Genomic DNA, 20,344 nt, shown 5'->3' on the forward strand with positions numbered 1-20,344 from the left:
CTGGTGGGAGGGCGGGAGCATCGGGACGGCAGGCGTGCGTCTGTCCGGAGACGAGGAGCGCAGAGCATGTCGGCACCACGCGCCGTGACCGATCGGGCGATCGAGGCGATCAAGCAGATGATCATCGCCGAGACGCTCGGACCGGGCGATCGGCTCCCCCCGGAGAAGGAGCTCGCGGAGTCGGTCGGCGTCTCCCGCAACTCGCTGCGCGAGGCCGTCAAGGCGCTCTCGGTGATCCGCGTCCTCGACGTCCGTCAGGGCGACGGCACCTATGTCACGTCCCTGGCCCCGGACCTCCTGGTCGAGGCGCTCGGGTTCATGCTCGACCTCCATCGCAGCGATGACGAGGGGCATGTGCTGGAGGTGCGCCGACTGCTGGAGCCGACGGCCGTCGAGCAGGCCTGCCCGCATCTGACCGCGGAGGACTTCGCGCAGCTCGAGCAGCTCATGGTCGACCTCTCCGAGCGCTCGGAGGTGGAGGACCTGGTGGAGGCCGACATCGCCTTCCACCGCCTGATCAACTCCCGCTGCCCCAACGGCTACCTCAGCTCGATGCTCGAGGGCCTCGCCTCGGCGACCGCCCGCGCCCGCGTCTGGCGCGGGCTCACGGAGGGGGCCGCCGTGGATCGCACCCTCGCCGAGCACCGTCGGATCCTCGATGCCCTGCATGCGGGGCGCGGCGACCTGGCCCGCGTGCACGCCGCCGCGCACATCGCGGGCGTCGAGAGCTGGTTGGAGAAATCCTCGCAGGCGATCTGAGCGCGCGCTCGGTCCGAGCGCGCGCCCGGTCCGAGCGCAGGGCGACGGGTCAGCGACGGCGGTAGACCCGTTCCGCCGTGAGCCCCAGCAGCTGCGCCCTCACCGGCTCCTCCCACGCATCGATCAGCTCCCGCACCCGGCGCGTGCCGGAGGCGAGGTCGAAGGGCACGGGAGCGATCGGCCAGTCGCCGCCGACGAGCAGCCGCTCGGGCCCGAAGGCCTCCAGCGCGAGGTCGAGCGCGGCGCGCAGGTCGTCGTCGGCCGCGAGGCCCCGCCCGCTGGTGGCGAGCCCCGACACCTTGGCGACCGTCCCGGGGGCGGCGGCGAAGCCGGTGAGCTGACCGGCCCACCGCCCCATCCCCTCCGCGTCCCCGAGCGGGGGCTTGCCCAGGTGGTCGAGGACGACGACGAGCCCGTCGACCTCCTCGGCCAGGCGCCGGGCCTGGTGCAGATGCCGCGGGAAGGCGTCGGGCACGTCCAGCGGGAGGCCCTCCGCGGCGACCAGGGCGAGCGATTCCCGCACCGTCGGCCGGTCGAGGAAGCCGGGATCGGGGTCGTCGTGCACGAGATGACGGACCCCGACGACGCGCTCGACCGCCGTGGGGTCCGCGAGCAGGGCGGCCGTCGCCGCGGGGTCCTGCAGCGGCAGCCAGGCGACCACATCGGCACGGCGGACGGGACCGCGCTCCGCTTCGATCCGCGCGGCCGCGGCCTGCATCGCCCGGGTGTCGGCGAGGGTGTCGTCGGCCTGCACCAGCACCACCCGCTCGACGCCCGCCGCGGCCAGCTGCGGGGCGACGTCCTCCCAGCGGGCGTCGCGGCGCAGGGCCGCGGGGGCCCGGTCGAGCCAGCCGTAGCCTCCGCCCGAACGGTCCCAGAGGTGCAGATGGGCGTCGGTGATCATCCGGTGGCCATCCCTCGGTCAGCCGGCGGTCGCCTGCAGCGCCTCGACCTCGGTCCACAGCGCGGCGGGCACGGTGCGGCGGATCCGCTCGAGGTTGTCGCGGACCTGCTCGGCAGTGCGCATGCCCAGCACGACCGAGGAGATCGCCGGATGCTGCAGCGGATGGTGGAGGGCGAGGTCCGGGAGCTCCAGGCCGTGGTGCGCTGCGAGGGCGGCGAGGGCGCGGGCGCGCTCCAGCAGCGCCGTCGGCGCCTGCCCGTACTCGTAGCGGGCCTCGTCGGGGACCTCGGCGCGGGCGAGGATGCCGGAGTTGAAGACGGACACCGCCACGGCATCGACCCCGTGCTCGAGGCAGGCCGGCAGGAGGTCCTCGGCGGCGGGCTGCTCGAGGAGGGTGTAGCGGCCGGAGACCATGACGGTGTCGATCAGTCCCGTCCGCACGGCCCGCGCGAGGACGGCGGAGTCCTTGGATCCGACGCCGATCCGGGAGACCAGTCCCTCCTCCCGCATCGCGGCAAGGGCGGGCAGGGCTTCCGCGAACGCCTGCTCGAGGGGCCCCTCCTCGGGGTCGTGCAGGTAGAGGATGTCCACGCGGTCCAGGCCGAGACGCTCGAGGGACTGCTCGTGGCTGCGTCGGATCCCGGCCTCGCTCATGTCCCAGCGGCGCACGGCGTCGTCCGGGACGGCGAAGCCGTGCGCGAGGTCGTCGCCGGTGCCGGGGCCGGGCACCAGCAGGCGTCCGACCTTCGTGGACAGCAGGTACTCGTCGCGCGGGTACGCGGCCAGGAGCGCTCCGAGGCGCCGCTCGCTCGTGCCGACGCCGTAGTGCGGAGCGGTGTCGAACATCCGCAGCCCGCCCTCCCAGGCCGCCTCGATCGCTCCGGCGGCCTCGGCGTCCGTCGTCGGCCGGTAGAGGTTGCCGAGCTGCGCCGCTCCGACGCCGAAGGCGGGCAGCGCCGGACGGTCGGCGGGCGGGACGGCGGTGCTGCTCATCGGCGGTCCTCCGGGAGATCGATGGCGGGGTCGCGGCGGGATCGGACGTCAGGAGACCTTCTCACGCGCGATCCCCTCCCACACCGGTCCGCCGGGGAAGAGGTGCGCCTGCACCGACTCCTCGTGCATGCGCGCGCCCGAGCCGGGCGCCGTGGGGGCGCGGTAGGCGCCGTCGACGACCTGCACGGGGGTCTCGAAATGCTCATGGAGGTGATCGACGTACTCCACGTACCGCTTCCCGTGCTCCCCGCTGACGGCGGCGGCGTCGAACAGGGCGTAGTGCTGGACGAGCTCGCACAGGCCGACGCCGCCGGCGTGCGGGCAGACGGGCACGCCGAACTTGGCGGCCAGCAGCAGGATCGCCACGTTCTCGCCGACGCCCCCGACGCGGGTCGCGTCGAGCTGGAGCACGTCGATCGCTCCGGCCTGCAGGAGCTGCTTGGCGATGATCCGGTTCTGCATCTGCTCGCCGGTGGCCACGGGCAGCGGGGCGACGGCGCGGCGGATCGCCGCATGCGCGAGCACGTCGTCGGGGCTCGTCGGCTCCTCGATCCAGGCGAGGTCGTAGGGCGCAAGCCGTTCGAGCCAGGCGATCGCGTCGGCCACGTCCCACCGCTGGTTGGCGTCGACGGCGAGGGGGAAGCCCTCCCCGACCTCGGCGCGGGCGAGGGCGACGCGCCGCACGTCGTCCTCCATGTCGGCGCCGACCTTCAGCTTGATCATCGGGAAGCCCTCCTCGCGGGCCTCCCGCAGCAGGCGCACGAGCTTCTCGTCGTCGTATCCCAGCCAGCCGGGGCTGGTGGTGTACGCGGGGACCCCGTGGTCGAGCAGCGCCGAGATGCGCTCCTCCTTGCCCTCGGCGCCGCGGCGGAGGATCTCGAGCGCCTCCTCGCGGGTGAGCGCGTCGGTGAGGTACCGGAAGTCGACCAGGTCGACGAGCTCCTCGGGGGCGAGGCGGGCGAGCAGCAGCCACAGCGGCAGGCCCTCGCGGCGAGCGCGCAGGTCCCAGAGCGCGTTGACGACGGCGCCGATGGCCATGTGCATGACACCCTTCTCCGGGCCGAGCCAGCGCAGCTGCGAATCCCCGACGAGGCCGCGCGCGATTCCTCCGAGGTCTGCGAGGGTCTCCTCGACGTCGAGCCCGACCAGGCGGTCGGCCAGGAGCTCGACGGCGGCGCACTGGACGTCGTTGCCGCGGCCGATGGTGAAGACCAGCGACCATCCGTGCTCCCCGTCCGAGGTGCCCAGCTCCAGGTAGGCGGCGGAGTAGTCGGGATCCGGGTTCATGGCGTCGGAGCCGTCGAGCTCTCGAGAGGTCGGGAATCGGACGTCGCTCACGCGCAGGTGGGTCAGGGTGCTCATGGTGCCCTCGTGCTGCCTTCCTCGGCCGGCGCCGCCGGCACTGGTCCGACGACCCAGCCCTCCAATGCTCGGATGTTTCGGAGTCTAGAGCCGGAATCGGCCCGCGACAACTCGACGACGTGTCGATGTCGAGCCCCCAGAGATCGGACCTCCGGCGGTAGGGTGCGGCCATGAGCGAACGACGTCGTCCGTCGGGCCCCACCGAGGTCCCCGGCTGGGGCCTGCGGATGAACGAGATCATCGAGCACATCTGGCTCCTCGTGCGCGTCTCGGTGCTGTGGGCGGGCCTGTCCCTCCTCGGCCTGGTCGTCCTCGGGATCGCGCCGGCGACCTGCGCGGCGGCCGATGCCCTGACCGCGGCGCGCCGCGGCGACCGCGTGCGGCCCGCGCGGCTCATGTGGCGCTCCTGGCGCGAGCATCTCGTCCGCGCGAACGTGCGCATGCTGCCGCTCATGATCGTCCAGGCCGGGGCCGTCGCGACCCTGCGCCTGCTCGCCGCGGGCGCGGCCGACGGCGGGGCCGAGACCCTGCTCGTCGGCGCCGTGGCGGTGGTCAGCGCGGGATGGACGACGGTGGCGCTCGCCGCGATCGTCGCCGCGCCGCGCGTGCGGCGGCAGGATCTCCTGGTCGCCTGGCGCCTGGCGGTGCTGATGCCGGGGATGCTCCCCGGGCGGGCCATCGGCCTGCTCCTGCTGCTGGTCGTCTGGCTGTACGCCTGCCTGATGCTGTGGCCGCTCGCCCTGCTCCTGGGCGCGGGCGTCGCCGCCGACCTCGCCACCGGGATCCTCGGGCGCCGGATCGCCGAGCTCCTCGAGCAGATCGCCGGGGCCGATGTGACGAGCGCCTCCTCGGCGCCCTCCTCATGAGGTCCCGCACGATGCCGCGGGCGATGCCGCGCAGGACGCTGCGGACGGCGTGGATGTCGCGGACGCCTCCGCCTGCGGCACCGCGGATGACGTCGTGCGGCGGGCCGACGGGCGAGAGCCCGGTCAGGAGGGATACCCTGGCGCGTACGGCCGCCCGGGGTCGCGCGAAGCATCGTGCCGTGCTCCGCCGGGAGGCTCGCCCGGCGACCTCGAACGGAGAGACATGGCAGACCTCAGGGTGGATGTGACCCACGCAGACGCGGTCCTGATCGGCGGAGGCATCGCCAGCGCCACGCTGGCGGCCATGCTCAGCGAGCTCGAGCCGGACTGGGACATCCAGGTCGTCGAGAAGCTCGACGGCCTCGGCCAGGAGTCCAGCGACGGCTGGAACAACGCCGGGACCGGGCACAGCGCCCTCTGCGAGCTCAACTACACGCCGCAGGACGTCGACGGCTCGGTGAGCCCCGCCAAGGCCATCGCCATCAACGAGCAGTTCCAGGTCAGCCGCCAGTTCTGGTCGCATCTGGTGGAGAACGACCGCATCGGCGATCCCTCGACCTTCATCCGCACGGTCCCGCACATGAGCTTCGTGCAGGGCCTCGAGAACGCGGACTACCTGCGCCGCCGCCATGAGGCGCTCACCGCGAACCCGCTGTTCGACCGCATGCTCTACACGACCGAGCATGCGCGCCTGCAGCAGTGGGCCCCGCTCATCGCCGAGGACCGTCCGGTCACCGAGTCCATCGCCGCGACCTTCTCGCCCGACGGCACCGACGTCGACTTCGGCGCCCTCACCGGTCAGCTGTTCGACTACGCCCAGCGCGTCGGCACCACGGTTTCCACCGGCTGGGAGGTCGTGGACCTGCGCCGGATGGGCCAGGACTGGGGCGTGATGGCGCGCTCCACCCGCACCGGCGACACCCGCGTGCTGCGGGCGCCCTTCGTCTTCGTCGGCGCCGGCGGCAACGCGCTGCCGCTGCTGCAGAAGTCCGGCATCGCCGAGATCCGCGGCTTCGGCGGCTTCCCGATCTCCGGTCAGTGGCTGCGCTGCACGAACCCCGAGATCATCGCTCGCCACTCCGCCAAGGTGTACGGCAAGGCCGCCGTCGGCGCGCCGCCGATGAGCGTTCCCCACCTGGACACCCGCCACATCGGCGGCGAGCAGTCCCTCATGTTCGGCCCCTATGCCGGCTGGTCGCCGAAGTTCCTCAAGACCGGCAGCTACACCGACCTGTTCGCCTCCATCAAGCCCGGGAACGTGGCGCAGATGGTGGCGACCGCCCCGCCGAACCTCGATCTGATGGCCTACCTGGTCGGGCAGGTCGCCGCGACCCGTTCGCAGCGCGTCGAGGCGCTGCGGGAGTACATGCCCTCCGCGCAGTCCGAGGACTGGGAGCTGGTCACCGCCGGTCAGCGCGTGCAGGTCATCGCCCCCGACCCCAAGAAGGTGGGCGTGCTGCAGTTCGGCACGCAGATGATCACCGCCGCGGACCGCTCCATCGGCGGCATGCTCGGCGCCTCCCCCGGCGCCTCGACGGCGACCGACATCATGCTGCGGCTGCTGGGGACCGTGTTCCCCGAGCGCGCGCGCCGTTGGGCCCCCACGATCTCCCGCATGGTGCCGAGCATCGGCACCTCGCTGTCCGACGACGCGCAGGCGGCCCACGCCTCGCTCGAGCGGACCGCCGCCGCGCTCGGGCTCGAGCACGACTGAGCGCGACGGAGCCGCACCGAGCAGCACGGAGCAGCACGGAAGGACCGAGGAGGTCAGGATCTCGGTCGGCGATGCCGACGCGGGGTGAACTCGACCGAGCTCGGGCACGACAGATTCTTCGGCACCGGCGCCCTCGGCGCCGCGGACCGGGAAGAGACCTGGAAGAGACACTGATGCGAATCTCCTTGATGACGACCTGCCTCGTCGACGTGATGGCGCCCGACGTCGCGCGCTCGACGGTCCGGCTCCTCGAACGGCTGGGCCATGAGGTGGTCTTCGAACGCCGCCAGACCTGCTGCGGACAGATGCACACGAACACCGGGTACTACACGGAGGCGGCGCCCGTCGTGCGCAGCTTCGTGGACACCTTCGAGCCGACCCTCGACCGGATCGACGCGATCGTCATGCCCTCCGGCTCGTGCGCCGGCTGCGTGCGCGAGCAGCACAGGCTGGTCGCGCAGCATGAGGAGGATGCCGAGCTCGAGGAGCGTGCGGCGGCCGTCTCCGCGAAGACCTACGAGCTCTCCGAGCTGCTCATCGACGTGCTCAAGGTGACCGATGTCGGCGCCTACTTCCCGCACACGGTCACCTACCACCCCACCTGCCATTCGATGCGCTTCCTCAAGGTGGGCCCGCGCCCCCTCAAGCTGCTGCGCGCGGTCGACGGGATCTCGGTGGTGAACCTGCCCGAGTCCGACACCTGCTGCGGGTTCGGCGGCACCTTCTCCGTGAAGAACGACGCCACGTCGAACGCGATGGTCACCGACAAGGCGGCCAACGTCGTGCGCTCGGGCGCGGACTACGTCGTCGCGGGCGATGCCTCCTGCCTGATGAACATCGGCGGCAAGCTCCACCGCACCGGGGCCGAGCCGCGCTCGATCCACCTCGCGCAGATCCTCGCGTCCACCCGCGAGGAGCCGTTCGTCCCCTCGGAGACCATCCTCGGGAGGGCGTCATGAGCACCGTCGACCTGGGCATGCCCACGATCCGGCCGCAGCACGCCTCCCCCTCCTCCCATCTGCGCGGCGCGGAGTCCTTCCCGCAGGCCGCCCGCTCGGAGCTGGAGGACGAGACCCTCCGCTCGAACCTGCGCCACGCGACCACGACGATCCAGGCCAAGCGCGCCGGCGCCGTGCGCGAGGTGCGCGACTGGCAGAAGCTCCGCGATGCCGGCAGCGCCCTGAAGTGGCAGGTCACCGATCATCTGCCCGAGCTGCTCCTGCAGCTCGAGGAGTCGGTGCAGGCCGCGGGCGGCACCGTGCACTGGGCGCGGGACGCCGAGGAGGCGGGCGAGATCGTCACCGCGCTCGCCCTGGAGCGCGGTGCCCGCGAGATCCTCAAGGTCAAGTCCATGGCCACGCAGGAGATCGCGCTCAACGAGACCCTCGCGGCCGCGGGCATCCGCGCGATCGAGACCGATCTCGCCGAGCTCATCGTCCAGCTCGCCGACGACACCCCGTCGCACATCCTGGTCCCCGCGATCCACCGCAACCGCACGGAGATCCGGGAGATCTTCCTGGCCGCGATGCCGGACCTGGATCCGTCGATCACCGACGACCCCGCCGAGCTCGCGGGCGCCGCCCGCCGCTTCCTGCGCGAGAAGTTCCTGGACATGCCCGGTTCGGTCGCCGTCTCCGGCGCGAACTTCGCCGTCGCCGACACCGGCACGCTGGTGGTCGTCGAGTCCGAGGGCAACGGCCGCATGTGCCTGACCCTGCCGAAGACCCTCATCTCGATCGTCGGCATCGAGAAGGTCGTCCCGAGCTTCCAGGATCTCGAGGTCTTCCTGCAGCTGCTGCCCCGCTCCTCCACCGGAGAGCGGATGAACCCGTACACCACCCTGTTCACCGGGGTCGCGGAGGGCGACGGCCCCGAGGAGTTCCACCTGGTGCTGCTGGACAACGGCCGCAGCGCGGTGCTCGAGGACCCCGAGGGCCGCTCGGCGTTGCACTGCATCCGCTGCTCCGCCTGCCTCAACGTGTGCCCGGTGTACGCGCGGGCCGGCGGCCACGCCTACGGCTCGACCTACCCGGGGCCGATCGGCGCGATCCTGTCGCCCCAGATGACGGGCACCACCGGCGAGGGCGATCCGAACAGCTCGCTGCCGTACGCCTCGAGCCTGTGCGGCGCCTGCTACGACGTCTGCCCGGTGAAGATCAACATCCCCGAGATCCTCGTGCACCTGCGCGCCCAGGGCGTCGACGAGCGCCGCGGGCGGCGCGGGCAGTTCCACGGGCAGTGGGACCTGGCGATGAAGGGCGCGAGCTCGCTCATGTCCTCGCCCCGGGCCTACGACGCGGCGGTCCGGTCCGCGGGCACGCTCGCCAAGGTGATGCCCGGCCGCAACATCGGCAAGCTCCCCGGCATCCTGCCGGTGATCCCGGGCTGGACCGACCACCGCGACCTCCCCAAGCCCGAGCAGTCCTTCCGCTCCTGGTGGGACAAGCGGGAGAAGCAGGGCGGCGCCCCCGCGCCCGGCGGTCCGTCGGCCCCCGCCGACGGGACGACCACCGGCGGGACGACCGCCGGCGAGCCGCCGGCCGACGGGACGAGCACCGACGGGACGACCACGGAAGGCGGTCGGCGATGAGCCGCGGAACGACGACCCAGGAGCGCCCCGAGCGCGTCCCCGGCATGAGCGCGAAGGACGAGATCCTCGCACGGCTGCGCAGCGCGCTGGACGTGCCGCGCCGGGATGCCGTCACCGAGGCGGAGGACGTCCCGCGCGCCTATCAGCGCGCCGACGACCGCCAGGAGGTGAAGACGGATCCGGCGAAGGTCCGCGACGTCCTCGTCCAGCGCATCGAGGACTACAAGGCCACGGTCCGCCGCACCACCGCCGCGCAGTTGCCGACGGCGATCGCCGAGGCCCTCGCGAGCGCCTCCCGCGTGATCGTCCCCTCGGGCCTGCCCGAGGACTGGACCGCGCAGGTCGACGGCGAGGTCCGGGTCGACGACGGCACCGCCTCGCCGCGCGAGCTCGATGCGATCGACGCCGTCCTCACCGGCTGCCATACGGCCATCGCCATCACCGGCACCATCGTGCTGCGCGGCGACGCCGTCGGCGGTCGGCGCGCCATCACCCTGGTCCCGGACCATCACGTGGTCGTCGTCGACGCGGATCAGGTCGTGCTCGGCGTGCCCAAGGGCATCGAGCGCATGGCCGAGGACCCCCGCGCCGCATGGACGATGATCTCCGGACCCTCCGCGACGAGCGACATCGAGCTCTCCCGCGTCGAGGGGGTCCACGGCCCCCGCACCCTCGACGTCATCCTCGTCGAGCCCGAACCCGAGCCCGAGCCCGAGGTCGCGCAGGATGCGGCCGACGGTGCTGCCTCGCGCCCCGGTGCCGGGCGCTCCGCCACCGCGCGTCCCGCCGAGGGCGCGGCGACTCGTCGGCCGACGACCGCCTCCGCTTCCCGCCGCGAACCCGCGGCGTCCCCCTCCCAGACGAAGGACACTTCAGCATGAGCGCTCCCTCCACCCCGTCCCGCGACCGCGGTCGGCTGTTCGTCCTCGCCGCCGGCGACTACCGCGCCGAGGTCTCCGCCGTCGGCGCCGTCGTCGAGTCGCTGACGATCGGCGGCCGTGACCTGCTGGTCCGCAACCCCGAGCAGGGCCCGATCCAGTTCTACCGCGGGGCGCTCGTCGCCCCGTGGCCCAACCGCATCGGCGACGGCCGCTACACCTGGGACGGGCAGGAGATCCAGGCGCCCATCAACGAGGTGGAGCGCGGCAACGCTCTGCACGGCCTGCTCTCCTTCCACGCCTTCGAGGAGGTCTCCGCCTCGGAGGCGACCCTCGAGCTGCGGGCCGCGCTCTTCCCGAGCCCGGGCTATCCCTTCCACCTCGAGCTGAGGGTGCGCTTCGCGCTCGACGCCGAGACGGGCCTCGAGACCGAGGTCCTCGCCCGCAACATCGGCGAGCAGGACGCCCCCTACGGCGTCTGCCCCCACCCGTACCTGGTGGCCGGCACCGATCGTCTCGACCAGTGGTCCCTCGAGGTCTCCGCCGGCACCGTGGTGACCGTCACCGAGGACCGCCTGCTGCCGACCGGCACCGCCCCGATCGCCTCCGGCAGCGAGTTCGACTTCTCGACCGCCCGCGAGATCGGCGATCTCTTCATCGACCATGCCTTCACCGATCTCGCCCGCGACGAGGCCGGACGCCTCCGTGTCACGGTCACCTCGGCGCAGGGGACGGGCGCCGAGATCACCTCGGGCCCCGAATGCGGCTGGCTGCAGATCCACACCGGCGACCAGCCCGATCCGGCGATCCATCGCCTGGGCCTGGCCGTCGAGCCGATGACCTGCCCGCCCGACGCCTTCCGCTCCGGCACCGACGTCGTGCGCCTCTCCCCCGGCGCCGAGCACCGCGCCGAGTGGACCATCCGCGGCTGGTGAGGATGGGAAGAGCCCGTCACCGCGATCGCGGTGACGGGCTCTTCCTCGTCTCGTCTGAGGACCGGTTCACGCCCTGAGCTCCTGTGCCCCCTCGGCTCTCCGGTCTCCCCCGTTGTCTCGGCGCCTGATCAGGCGCCGTTCGCTGCTTCGTACGCCTCGCGGATCGAGCTGGCGACGCGGCCGCGGTCCGGCACGTCGTAGCCGTTCTCCCGAGCCCACTCGCGGATGCGGGCGGACTCGTTCGAGGCGGCGGAGCGGGGGGCGGCGGTGCCGCGCTGACGACGGCCGCCGACGCGACGGGCCTTGCCCGCCCACTCGCTGATCTCGGCGCGCAGCGCGAGAGCGTTCGCCTCCGAGAGGTCGATCTCGTAGGCCACGCCGTCGAGGGCGAAGCTGACGGTCTCATCGGCCTTCTCGCCGTTGATATCGTCGATGAGCTCCACGAATGTCTTCCGTGCCATGAAGGTACTCCCTGTGTGTCTGGTGCGATGTGCATCGCGTGGACATTCCGATCCGGCCATCGCAGAGGATTGTTGCCCGACCGGCGCCGACCAGTATGCAGGGATAGTTTCGGAAATTCAATCCGACACGGCACTATCCGACTTTTGTCAGGATTCGTCGGCGCCGCCATGACGTGCACGGTAATCCGCTTCCGCCTGCTTCTCGGCATCGCGGACGTGGCGATCGCCACGAAGAATCGAGCGCATGGCGAACCAGAACGCCAGTCCCGTGAGGACCGGCGGGATCAGCGAGCCCGCCTCGTACCAGAAACCACTATTCATGTCTCAGCCCTCCGGCTTCACGAGCGGGAACAGGATGGTCTCCCGGATGCCGAGCCCGGTGATCGCCATCAGCAGGCGATCGATGCCCATGCCCATCCCGCCGGTGGGGGGCAGCGCGTATTCCATGGCCTCCAGGAAGTCCTCGTCCAGGCGCATCGCCTCGTCGTCGCCCTGCGCGGCCAGCCGCGCCTGCTGGGCGAAGCGCTCGCGCTGGATGACGGGGTCGACGAGCTCGGAATAGCCGGTCGCGAGCTCGAATCCGCGCACGTACAGGTCCCACTTCTCGACCACGCCCGGCGTGCTGCGGTGCGCACGCACGAGGGGGCTGGTCTCGACCGGGAAATCGCGGACGAACGTCGGCCGGTGGAGATGATCGGAGACCTGATGCTCGAAGAGCTCCTCGACGAGCTTCCCATGACCGTACTTCGGATGATCGAGATCCAGATCGAGGGAGCGCGCGATCTCGCGCAGACGCTCCGGCGTCGTCTCCGGGGTGATCTCCTCGCCGAGGGATTCCGAGAGCGATCCGTAGACCGTGATCGTGTCCCAATCGCCCGAGAAATCGTATTCAGTGCCGTCGGCGAGCGTCACGACCTGCGAGCCCGTCGCGGCGACGGCGGCCTCCTGGACGAGGCTCCGGGTGAGGTCGCCGATCGAGTCGTAGTCGCCATAGGCCTGATATGCCTCGAGCATCGCGAACTCCGGGGAATGCGTGGAGTCCGCGCCCTCGTTGCGGAAGTTCCGGTTGACCTCGAAGACCCGCTCGAGTCCGCCGACGGCGGCGCGCTTCAGATACAGCTCCGGCGCGATGCGCAGATACAGGTCGAGATCGAAGGCGTTCATGTGGGTGACGAACGGACGCGCGGCGGCGCCCGAGGGGATCACCTGCAGCATCGGGGTCTCGACCTCGACGAAGTCGCGCTCGGCGAAGGACGCGCGCAGCGCCTGCATCACGGCGGCGCGCTGGCGCACGGTGTCGCGGGCCTCCTGGCGCACGATGAGGTCGACATAGCGGCGGCGCACGCGCGACTCCTCGCTCAGCCCGGCGTGCAGCACCGGCAGCGGGCGGACGGCCTTCGCCGCCATCTGCCAGGAATCGGCGAAGATGCTCAGCTCGCCGCGGCGGGAGGAGCCCACGCGGCCGTGGAAGAAGACGTGGTCGCCGAGGTCGACATCCGCCTTCAGATCCGCGAGGCGCTCCGCGCCGACCTCGGCGAGGGAGAGCATGATCTGCAGGCGGGTGCCCTCGCCGTCCTGGACGGTGACGAAGGCGAGCTTGCCGGTGTTGCGCTGGAAGACGACGCGACCGGCGATGCCGACGACGTCCTGCGTCTCCTCGCCGGCCTCGAGGTGACCGTAGGCCTCGCGCACCGCGGCGATCGAGGTGGTCACGGGGACGGAGACGGGGTAGGCCTCCTCGCCGCGGGCGAGCAGCCGCTCCCGCTTGGCCATGCGGACCGCGACCTGGTCGGAGGTGTCCGGCTGTTCGGGGGCAGGGGGAATCTCGCTCATAGGGGCGATTGTCTCACTCCTGCCCGGGCGGGGCCCGTCCCGGTCAGGGCGCTGTCACGGGGATTACAGCCGCATCGATCAGTCGGGTCCCCTCCACGGTGGCGGCGAGCACCGCGATCGCCTCCCCACGGTGCTCCGCGGTGATCTCCTCGAGCGTGATCGGATCCACGGCGAGCGCATAGTCCCACTCCACCGCGGCATCCCGGCGCGCCTGCGCGAGCGCCTCCCGGACGGCCGCTGCGGAGGGCGCCGCCCGCCGCGCGGCCTCGATCGTGCGCGAGAGGACGAGGGCGCGCTCGCGCCCCGCGTCGCTGAGATAGGCGTTGCGGCTCGAGCGCGCGAGGCCGGAGGGCTCGCGCTGGATGTCCACCGCCTCGATCCGCAGGGGCAGATCGAGGTCGGCGACGAGGCGGGTGATGATCGCGAGCTGCTGGGCATCCTTGCGCCCGAAGACGGCGACGTCGGGCGCTGTGAGCACCATGACCTTCGCGACGACGGTGACGACGCCGTCGAAGTGCCCGGGCCGGGCGGCGCCCTCGAGCAGGGTGCCGGCGCGCCCGGCGCTCACCGAGACCGTCGGCGGGAGCACCGGGTACATCTCCTCGACGGAGGGGGCGAAGACCGCGTCGACGAGCCCGTCGACCAGCGCCGTATCGGCCGCGAGGTCGCGCGGGTAGGCCTCGTAGTCCTCCCCCGGACCGAACTGCAGAGGGTTCACGAAGTCGGAGAGGATCACATGGTCCGCGATCTCCCGCGCGCGATGGACGAGCGCGAGGTGCCCCTCGTGCAGCGCCCCCATCGTCATGACCAGCGCGACGCTGCCCTCGAGGCGCGCGCGCAGCGTGCGCACCTGGTCCTTCGTGGTCAGCACGACGGTCGTGCGGTCGCTCTCGCGGGTCATCGGGGATCCTCCAGGAGATCAGGGCCCTCGAGCAGGGCGAGGATGCTGCGCTCGAGGTCGGGGGCGAGGCCGGAGCGGCGCAGCGCCGCCTGCGCGAGCGCGCGGTACACGGCGGCGGTGTCCTGCGGGGCGCCGGGCGGGGCGGTGCGGTCGAGATCGTCGAGCGCGTCCAGGTGCGCGGACACCGTACCGCGGTCCCCGCGCATGACGGGACCGGTCAGCGCCTTCGCCCCGCGCCGCAGCGATTCCTCGAGCGCCGCCTCCAAGAGCGGTCGCAGGTACGCCCCGGGGTCCTCGAAGCCCAGCCGGGCAAGCGCTTCGCGGGCCTGGTCGACGAGCACGACGAGGTGGTTGGCACCGTGCGCCAGGGCCGCATGGTAGAGCGGGCGATCGGCGTCGGCGAGGACCGTCGCCTCCCCGCCGAGCTCCACGGCGAGGGCGATCGCGACCGGCAGCAGCTCGTCCTGCGCGGTCACGGCCATGGGGCAGCCGATCAGGCGCGGGAGGTCCTGCGCGGTGCCGGTGAAGGTCATCGCGGGATGGAGGGCGAGGGTCGCGCAGCCGGCCGCGGCCAGCGGGGCCAGCACATCGGTCCCGTGCAGTCCGGAGGTGTGCACGACGAGCTGTCCTCCGGGGGCGAGCCCCGTCGCGGCGATGCCCGCGACGAGCGGGCCGAGCTCGTCGTCGGGCACCGCGAGCAGCAGCATCTCGCTGCGCTCGACGATGCGGGCGACGTCCAGCAGAGGCACTCCGGGCAGCAGCTCCGCCGCCCGCGCGCGGGAGGCGTCGGAGACGGCGTAGGCACCGGTGATCGCGTGCCCTTCGGCGCGCAGCGCGGCGCCGAGGACGGCACCGACGCGACCGGCGCCGATGACGCCGATGCCCAGCCGCGGCGGGGCGGCCGCGCTCATGCGCGGGCCCCCGCCGTCGGCCCCGCCGCGGCGAGCGCGGGACGCGCCCAGGAGGCCCGGTCGCGGTAGCGGCGGGAGGTCGCGGCGTCGGGAGCGAGGGCGGCGTGCAGCGCGATCGCGCCCTCCCGCGGGAGGGCGTCGAGGAGCTGGCTGTCCCCGCCGACCCCGACGGCGAGGTCGAGGGTTCCGAGCCGACGCGCCAGGGGGCCGTCGGAGAGGGTCAGCTGCTGGATGCGATCGCGGGGCACGATCTCCAGCGTACGGCCGAGGATCCCTCGTCGGCGCACGACGGCCCCGGGCAGCAGGACGGTGACCTGGGTGCGTCGGGCGATCCACTGCACCCGGTGCGGCGCCCGCCAGCCGTCGATCGAGCGGGCCGGGGCGATCAGCAGATGCTCGAGGGTCGCGAGGTCGTCGTCGGTGCCCAGGGGCGCGGCGAGATGACCGAGGGTGAGGGCCAGCTCCTCGCGGGTGCCGACGGGCAGGACGCTGAGATCGCCGGAGTCCTCGGCATCGTCGATCCCGGCGACGGTCGCGGAGACGGCGGTCCAGGCGGGGGCGCGCCAGAGCAGGGGCCGGGAGACCTCGAGCATCTGGATCCGACCGGCCGCGATGCTGTCGGTGCGGGTGTTCAGCAGGCCTCGGCGCATCCGCAGGCCGCTGGGGGCGATGCGGGAGACGAATCCCCAGCCGGCCTCGATGCGTCCGAGGACGAACTTCGGCAGCGCGATGACGGCGGGGACCAGCGCGATCAGCATGGCAGGGCTGAATCCATCCCGGGCGATCGCGAACCCGGCGGCCACCGCCACGCCCGCGGCACTCGCGAGGGCCCCTCCGAGGAATCCGGGATCCCGCAGGAGCGAGCGCAGCAGCCGCTCGACCGGGACCTCGGCGATCGGCTCCCCCTCGGAGAAGTCGTCGTCGAGGCGCTCGTGGAGGGCCTCGACGAGGCCCTCCGCGCGGCTCTCCGACGACGCGACGAGAGGGGCGGCGCCGGGAGCGGTGCCAGCAACGGCAGGTGAGTCCGCTGCCGCGTCCCCCTCCTCCGTCGTCGTCGGGGAGCCGCCGGCCGCCGACGGCGCTGCGACGGCAGACCCCGCGACCGCTCCTCCGACGGCTGCTCCTGCTTCCCCTCCGGCGGCGACCCTCAGGATCCGACGCCGCAGCCGCTCCGCGTCCTCGGCGGTGACGTACTGGATCTCCAGGTGGGAGTCGCTGCCGCCGGCGACCTCGATGCGGACCTTGGCGAGCCCTGCCAGGCGCGCGAGCAGAGGACGCTCGACGGAGACGGACTCGATGCGGCTGCGCGGCGCGAACTCCCGGCTGCGACTGATCAGGCCGCTGTGCAGCGCGACCCCGTCGTCGTCGACCGCATAGCTCGTGCGCCGCCAGGAGACCAGCGAGACCAGCACGCCGATCATGGCGAGGGCGATGAGGACGCCGGTGCCGATGAGCGCGCGACGCAGCGTGAAGTCCTGCAGGAGGCTGGCGAGGTTCTGGGCGGTGATCACGGCGACCGCGCCGACGACGATCCTCCACCCCGTCAGGAGCGGTGTGATCGGATGCGTCCGACGGTGCCCCTCGGGCAGGCTCACAGCGCCGCCATCCGCTCGATGCCGCGCTCGGTGAGCAGCGCCCGCAGGCGCTCCGCCTCCTCGCGCGGCAGACCGGAGATGGACTCGGTGCCGGTGTCCGAGGCCGTGCTGAGGGTGAGCGAGGCCAGGCCGTAGCGACGCTGGATCGGCCCCTCGTCGATGGTCACGGACTGGATGCGGCCGTACGGGACCGTGACGATGCTGCGCAGGAGGATCCCGGAGGCGAGGACGAGCTCCTCCTCGCCGTCGAGGTATCCCATGGCGCGCACGCGTCGGCCCGTCAGGGCGAGTCCCTGGATGCTCAGCACCAGCGGGATGAGGGCGAGCGCGGCGATCCACCACCAGGAGGTCAGGACGGCGCCGACGACGGCCCCGGCGATCAGCAGCGCTCCGATCACGTGGAAGGGGAGCACTGCGAGATGGTGCGCGCGGATCTGCAGGAGCGAGACGGGCCGCAGGCCCTCGACGTCGAGACGGTCATCGCGGAGTCGCACGCTGACGTGCTCGGGCGAGGCGGCGCCGACGGGCGCGGCAGGTCCGACGGGCGAGGCAGGGCCGGAGGGCGAGGCAGGGCCGGAGGGTGAAGCGGGGCCGGAGGGTGAAGCGGGGCCGGAGGGTGAAGCGGGGCCGGAGGGTGAAGCGGGGCCGGAGGGATGGTCCATGGATTCATGGTGGCATCCCGCCGGGCGCAGGGCCTCCGACGGAGGTCGGGCATCCGTCGACGCAGGGTGCGCGCAGACCTTCCGCCGCTCGGCGCGAGCCTGCTCGGGACTCCGCGCAGGACCGCCCGGGACGTGTCGCGGGCCTGCTCAGGACTCGGCGCCGGCTCCTTCGCGGCTCGTCTCGCCCGGGCCGTCCTGCGGCGGCAGAGTCCCCCAGCGCTCGACGACCACGCCGAGGATCCCCAGCGCGAGCCCGCAGACGGCCGCCCCGACGGTGGGCAGCACCCCGGTGAGGAGATCTCCGACGCCCGTGCCGAGCAGGAAGATCGTCTCCCCGGAGAAGAAGCCCCCGATGACTGCCCCGGTGTATGCGCAGGCGCGGGCGAGCAGGACGATGCGGAAGGCCGTGGGGAGGTCGATCTGGTGCTGGCGGGGAGCGAGCGTCGGCGTCCGCTCCCGCTCCTCGGACTCGCGCATGTAGCGGCGCAGCGGGATCGCCTTGACCAGCAGCACCGCGATGAGGGCGAGGAGCACGAGCGAGGTCAGCCATCCGCTGAGCGGAAGGACGAGCCCGCGCGCGGCGAGCACGGAGAGGAGCTGCGCGCCGATGCCGGTGCTGATCGCCGTGATCAGCACCAGGATCGGGATGCTCAGCGGCTTCACGGCAGGTCGAACCCCAGGACGGCCGGCCCCGGCCGGAGGCCGTCGCGATCGTCGGCCCGCTCGAGCAGCGCGCCGACGATGCCGTGGCCGTCGAGCTCCGCGCCCGGCCGCGCCGCATGCCAGGGGGCGAGTACGAAGGCTCGCTCATGGGCGCGCGGATGCGGGAGCGTGAGGTCCGGGTCGTCGGAGATCACGTCTCCGTAGGAGATGACGTCGACGTCGAGGGTGCGCGGCCCCCAGCGGACGAGACGCTCGCGGCGTGCGGCGCGCTCGGCCCGATGGCAGACCTCGAGGAGGGCGAAGGGGGCGAGCACGGTCCGCACCCCGATCACGGAGTTCAGGAAGGCGCCCTGCCCGTCGGGCCCGCCGACGGGCTCGGTCTCCAGGACGGGGCCGGTCCATTCGATCTCGACGCCGTCGGCCTCGGCGATCAGGGCGAGGGCGTGCTCGAGGTGCGCCTCCCGGTCGCCCAGGTTGGTGCCGAGGGCGAGCACCGCCTCGACGGGAGGGGCGTCGCGGACCACGCGCACGCGCACGTCGTCGACGGGCAGGCCGACCGGTGCGGCGGGCTTGTGGACGACCACCTCGACGCGGCGCACGAGGGGGCGGCCGACTCCTGTGAGGATCCGCTGGGCGATCCGCTCGGCGAGCGTCTCCACGAGGTCGTGGGGCCCGTCCTCGAGCTCGGCGCGCACGTCGGCGGCGACCTCGGCGTAGTTGACGGTGCGGTCCAGGGCGTCGGAGCGCCCGGCCTCGGCGGTCGACAGGTGCAGCACCACGTCCGCCGTGAACAGCTGGCCGAGCTGCTTCTCCTGCTCGAGCACCCCGTGGTGGCCCCAGGCGCGGATGCCGGAGACCTCGATGCGGTCCGGGGCGGTCGATGTCGGACGGATCATGCTCGTCGGCTCCTTCGCAGCAGGTCCCCCGTGCGGACGGCGGCGAGGGTGGGCGGCACGGCGTGCACGCGCACGGCCCAGGCGCCCTGGAGCGCCGAGTAGCCGCTGATCGCGGCGGTCGCGGCATCGCGGTCGACGCCGAGCGCCGAGACGAAGCGCTTACGGGAGGCGCCGATCAGGATCGGCAGGCCGTGCTGCGCCATGGGCTCCCAGTTGGCCAGCAGCTCCCAGTTCTGCTCCCCCGTCTTGGAGAAGCCGAGCCCGGGATCGACGACCAGGAAACGGTCCTCGACGCCCGCCTCGCGCAGTGCCCGGAGCCGGTGCTCGAGCTCGTCGGCGCTCTCGTGCGCGACGTCCTCGTAGACCGCGAGCTCGTTCATGACGTCGCTGTGGCCCCGCCAGTGCATGGCGATGAAGACCGGCGGGGTCCCCAGGCGCGTGCGCAGGCGGGCGGCCTCGCGCCCCATGTCCTGATCGGCGAGGCCGGCGGAGACGTCGTTGACGATCAGCGCGCCCGCCTCGACGCTCGCCGCCGCGACGGAGGCCCGCATGGTGTCGACGCTGACGACGACGTCCTCGGCGGCGAGGGCCGCGACCACGGGGATCACCCGTCGCAGCTCCTCCTCCTCGCTGACGCGCGGTGCGCCGGGCCGCGTGGACTCCCCGCCGACGTCGACGATGTCGGCGCCCTGCGAGACCAGCAGGCGGCCGTGCGCGATCGCGTCCGGCGCCCGGTCATGGCGGCCGCCGTCGGAGAAGGAGTCCGGGGTGACGTTCAGGACGCCCATGACGAGGGTGTCGTCGCGGTCGAGCCGCTCCGGCAGTCCCTCGGGCCGTCGCTGACCCACGGCGCTCACGCCCGGTTGATGAGGCTCATCGCCTCGGACCGCGTGCTGGCGCTCTCCCGGAGCATGCCGCGCACGGCCGAGGTGACGGTGCTGGCGCCCTCGGCCCGCACCCCGCGCATGGACATGCACATGTGCTCGGCCTCGATCACGACGATCGCGCCGGCGGCGTCGATCTGCTCCATGAGCGCGTCGGCGACCTGGCTGGTGATGCGCTCCTGCACCTGCGGGCGGCGGGCGTACACGTGGACCAGGCGCGCGAGCTTGCTCAGCCCCGTCACCTTCCCCGCGCCGGGGATGTAGCCGACGTGGGCGACGCCCATGAACGGCAGCAGGTGGTGCTCGCACATGGAGTGGAAGCGGATGTCGCGCACCAGGACCAGCTCCTGGTGGTCGATCTCGAAGGTCGTCGAGAGCGGCTCCTCCGCGTCCTGGTCCAGGCCCTGGAACACCTCGGCGTACATGCGGGCGACGCGGGCGGGCGTGTCCTGCAGGCCGTCGCGATCGGGGTCCTCGCCGACCGCCGCGAGGATCTCCCTCACGGCGGCGGCGAGCCGCTGCTGGTCCACGGGCATG

Annotated in this window: 21 protein-coding genes; 7 read left to right on the forward strand and 14 right to left on the reverse strand. The window is 72.8% G+C overall.

The window, feature by feature from the left end; translation table 11 throughout:
- Window positions 1-66: 66 nt before the first annotated feature.
- Window positions 67-759, forward strand: a complete 693-nt coding sequence (locus ACXET9_RS00270) for a FadR/GntR family transcriptional regulator (RefSeq protein ID WP_457883770.1) — start codon at window positions 67-69, stop codon at window positions 757-759.
- 49 nt (window positions 760-808) lie between these two features.
- Here the strand turns inward: ACXET9_RS00270 and ACXET9_RS00275 are convergent, their stop codons facing one another.
- Genes ACXET9_RS00275 through ACXET9_RS00285 form a run of 3 tightly spaced genes read right to left on the reverse strand, consistent with a single transcriptional unit; the run spans window position 809 to window position 4,018 of the window.
- Window positions 809-1,663, reverse strand: coding sequence for an amidohydrolase family protein (locus ACXET9_RS00275; RefSeq protein ID WP_457883772.1), 855 nt, complete (start codon window positions 1,661-1,663; stop codon window positions 809-811).
- 18 nt (window positions 1,664-1,681) lie between these two features.
- On the reverse strand, window positions 1,682-2,656 hold the full coding sequence (locus tag ACXET9_RS00280) for an aldo/keto reductase (protein ID WP_457883774.1): 975 nt from the start codon (window positions 2,654-2,656) through the stop codon (window positions 1,682-1,684).
- A 48-nt stretch (window positions 2,657-2,704) separates the two neighbouring features.
- Window positions 2,705-4,018, reverse strand: coding sequence for an enolase C-terminal domain-like protein (locus tag ACXET9_RS00285; RefSeq protein ID WP_457883775.1), 1,314 nt, complete (start codon window positions 4,016-4,018; stop codon window positions 2,705-2,707).
- Window positions 4,019-4,188: 170 nt separating this feature from the next.
- Here ACXET9_RS00285 and ACXET9_RS00290 point away from each other — a divergent pair, with 170 nt between their 5' ends.
- From ACXET9_RS00290 to ACXET9_RS00315, 6 genes are all read left to right on the forward strand, one after another.
- Entirely contained in the window at window positions 4,189-4,884 is a 696-nt protein-coding gene (locus ACXET9_RS00290) for a DUF624 domain-containing protein (RefSeq protein WP_457883777.1), read from the forward strand.
- A 223-nt stretch (window positions 4,885-5,107) separates the two neighbouring features.
- Complete coding sequence (locus ACXET9_RS00295) at window positions 5,108-6,598, forward strand: malate:quinone oxidoreductase (RefSeq protein ID WP_457883779.1); 1,491 nt, start codon at window positions 5,108-5,110, stop codon at window positions 6,596-6,598.
- Between the two features lie 173 nt (window positions 6,599-6,771).
- A complete protein-coding gene (locus tag ACXET9_RS00300) occupies window positions 6,772-7,557 on the forward strand; it encodes a (Fe-S)-binding protein (protein ID WP_457883781.1) in 786 nt (261 codons plus the stop codon).
- A complete protein-coding gene (locus ACXET9_RS00305; protein WP_457883783.1) occupies window positions 7,554-9,188 on the forward strand; it encodes a lactate utilization protein B in 1,635 nt (544 codons plus the stop codon). The genes ACXET9_RS00300 and ACXET9_RS00305 overlap by 4 nt, the downstream gene beginning before the upstream one ends.
- A complete protein-coding gene (locus ACXET9_RS00310; protein WP_457883784.1) occupies window positions 9,185-10,069 on the forward strand; it encodes a LutC/YkgG family protein in 885 nt (294 codons plus the stop codon). The genes ACXET9_RS00305 and ACXET9_RS00310 overlap by 4 nt, the downstream gene beginning before the upstream one ends.
- Window positions 10,066-11,001, forward strand: a complete 936-nt coding sequence (locus ACXET9_RS00315) for an aldose 1-epimerase family protein (RefSeq protein ID WP_457883786.1) — start codon at window positions 10,066-10,068, stop codon at window positions 10,999-11,001. Before ACXET9_RS00310 ends, ACXET9_RS00315 begins: the two co-directional genes overlap by 4 nt.
- Before the next feature lie 128 nt (window positions 11,002-11,129).
- On the opposite strand, the gene ACXET9_RS00320 is transcribed toward ACXET9_RS00315, so the two are convergent.
- The 11 genes from ACXET9_RS00320 to folE form a co-directional block, all read right to left on the reverse strand.
- Entirely contained in the window at window positions 11,130-11,462 is a 333-nt protein-coding gene (locus ACXET9_RS00320; protein ID WP_457883788.1) for a histone-like nucleoid-structuring protein Lsr2, read from the reverse strand.
- Window positions 11,463-11,609: 147 nt separating this feature from the next.
- A complete protein-coding gene (locus ACXET9_RS00325) occupies window positions 11,610-11,783 on the reverse strand; it encodes a hypothetical protein (protein WP_457883790.1) in 174 nt (57 codons plus the stop codon).
- 3 nt (window positions 11,784-11,786) lie between these two features.
- On the reverse strand, window positions 11,787-13,295 hold the full coding sequence (gene lysS / locus ACXET9_RS00330) for a lysine--tRNA ligase (protein WP_457883792.1): 1,509 nt from the start codon (window positions 13,293-13,295) through the stop codon (window positions 11,787-11,789).
- 43 nt (window positions 13,296-13,338) lie between these two features.
- Complete coding sequence (panC, locus tag ACXET9_RS00335; RefSeq protein ID WP_457883794.1) at window positions 13,339-14,196, reverse strand: pantoate--beta-alanine ligase; 858 nt, start codon at window positions 14,194-14,196, stop codon at window positions 13,339-13,341.
- Entirely contained in the window at window positions 14,193-15,107 is a 915-nt protein-coding gene (locus tag ACXET9_RS00340; RefSeq protein ID WP_457883796.1) for a Rossmann-like and DUF2520 domain-containing protein, read from the reverse strand. Before ACXET9_RS00340 ends, panC begins: the two co-directional genes overlap by 4 nt.
- The gene (locus tag ACXET9_RS00345) at window positions 15,104-16,702 is read right to left on the reverse strand and encodes a PH domain-containing protein (protein WP_457883798.1); all 1,599 of its coding nucleotides are present in this window, start codon (window positions 16,700-16,702) and stop codon (window positions 15,104-15,106) included. Before ACXET9_RS00345 ends, ACXET9_RS00340 begins: the two co-directional genes overlap by 4 nt.
- The gene (locus tag ACXET9_RS00350) at window positions 16,699-17,196 is read right to left on the reverse strand and encodes a PH domain-containing protein (RefSeq protein WP_457883800.1); all 498 of its coding nucleotides are present in this window, start codon (window positions 17,194-17,196) and stop codon (window positions 16,699-16,701) included. Before ACXET9_RS00350 ends, ACXET9_RS00345 begins: the two co-directional genes overlap by 4 nt.
- 315 nt (window positions 17,197-17,511) lie before the next feature.
- Window positions 17,512-18,027 carry a DUF3180 domain-containing protein gene (locus ACXET9_RS00355; RefSeq protein ID WP_457883802.1) on the reverse strand — a complete coding sequence of 172 codons (516 nt, stop codon included), beginning with the start codon at window positions 18,025-18,027 and terminating at the stop codon, window positions 17,512-17,514.
- Window positions 18,024-18,923, reverse strand: coding sequence for a 2-amino-4-hydroxy-6-hydroxymethyldihydropteridine diphosphokinase (gene folK / locus ACXET9_RS00360; RefSeq protein ID WP_457883803.1), 900 nt, complete (start codon window positions 18,921-18,923; stop codon window positions 18,024-18,026). The genes ACXET9_RS00355 and folK overlap by 4 nt, the downstream gene beginning before the upstream one ends.
- Window positions 18,920-19,711: a dihydropteroate synthase gene (gene folP, locus ACXET9_RS00365; RefSeq protein WP_457884955.1), complete on the reverse strand. Its 792-nt coding sequence runs from the start codon at window positions 19,709-19,711 to the stop codon at window positions 18,920-18,922. Before folP ends, folK begins: the two co-directional genes overlap by 4 nt.
- Before the next feature lie 65 nt (window positions 19,712-19,776).
- Complete coding sequence (folE, locus tag ACXET9_RS00370) at window positions 19,777-20,343, reverse strand: GTP cyclohydrolase I FolE (protein ID WP_457883805.1); 567 nt, start codon at window positions 20,341-20,343, stop codon at window positions 19,777-19,779.
- Between the last annotated feature and the right edge of the window lies 1 nt (window position 20,344).

The organism is Brachybacterium netajii (SeqCode), assembly GCF_054114245.1.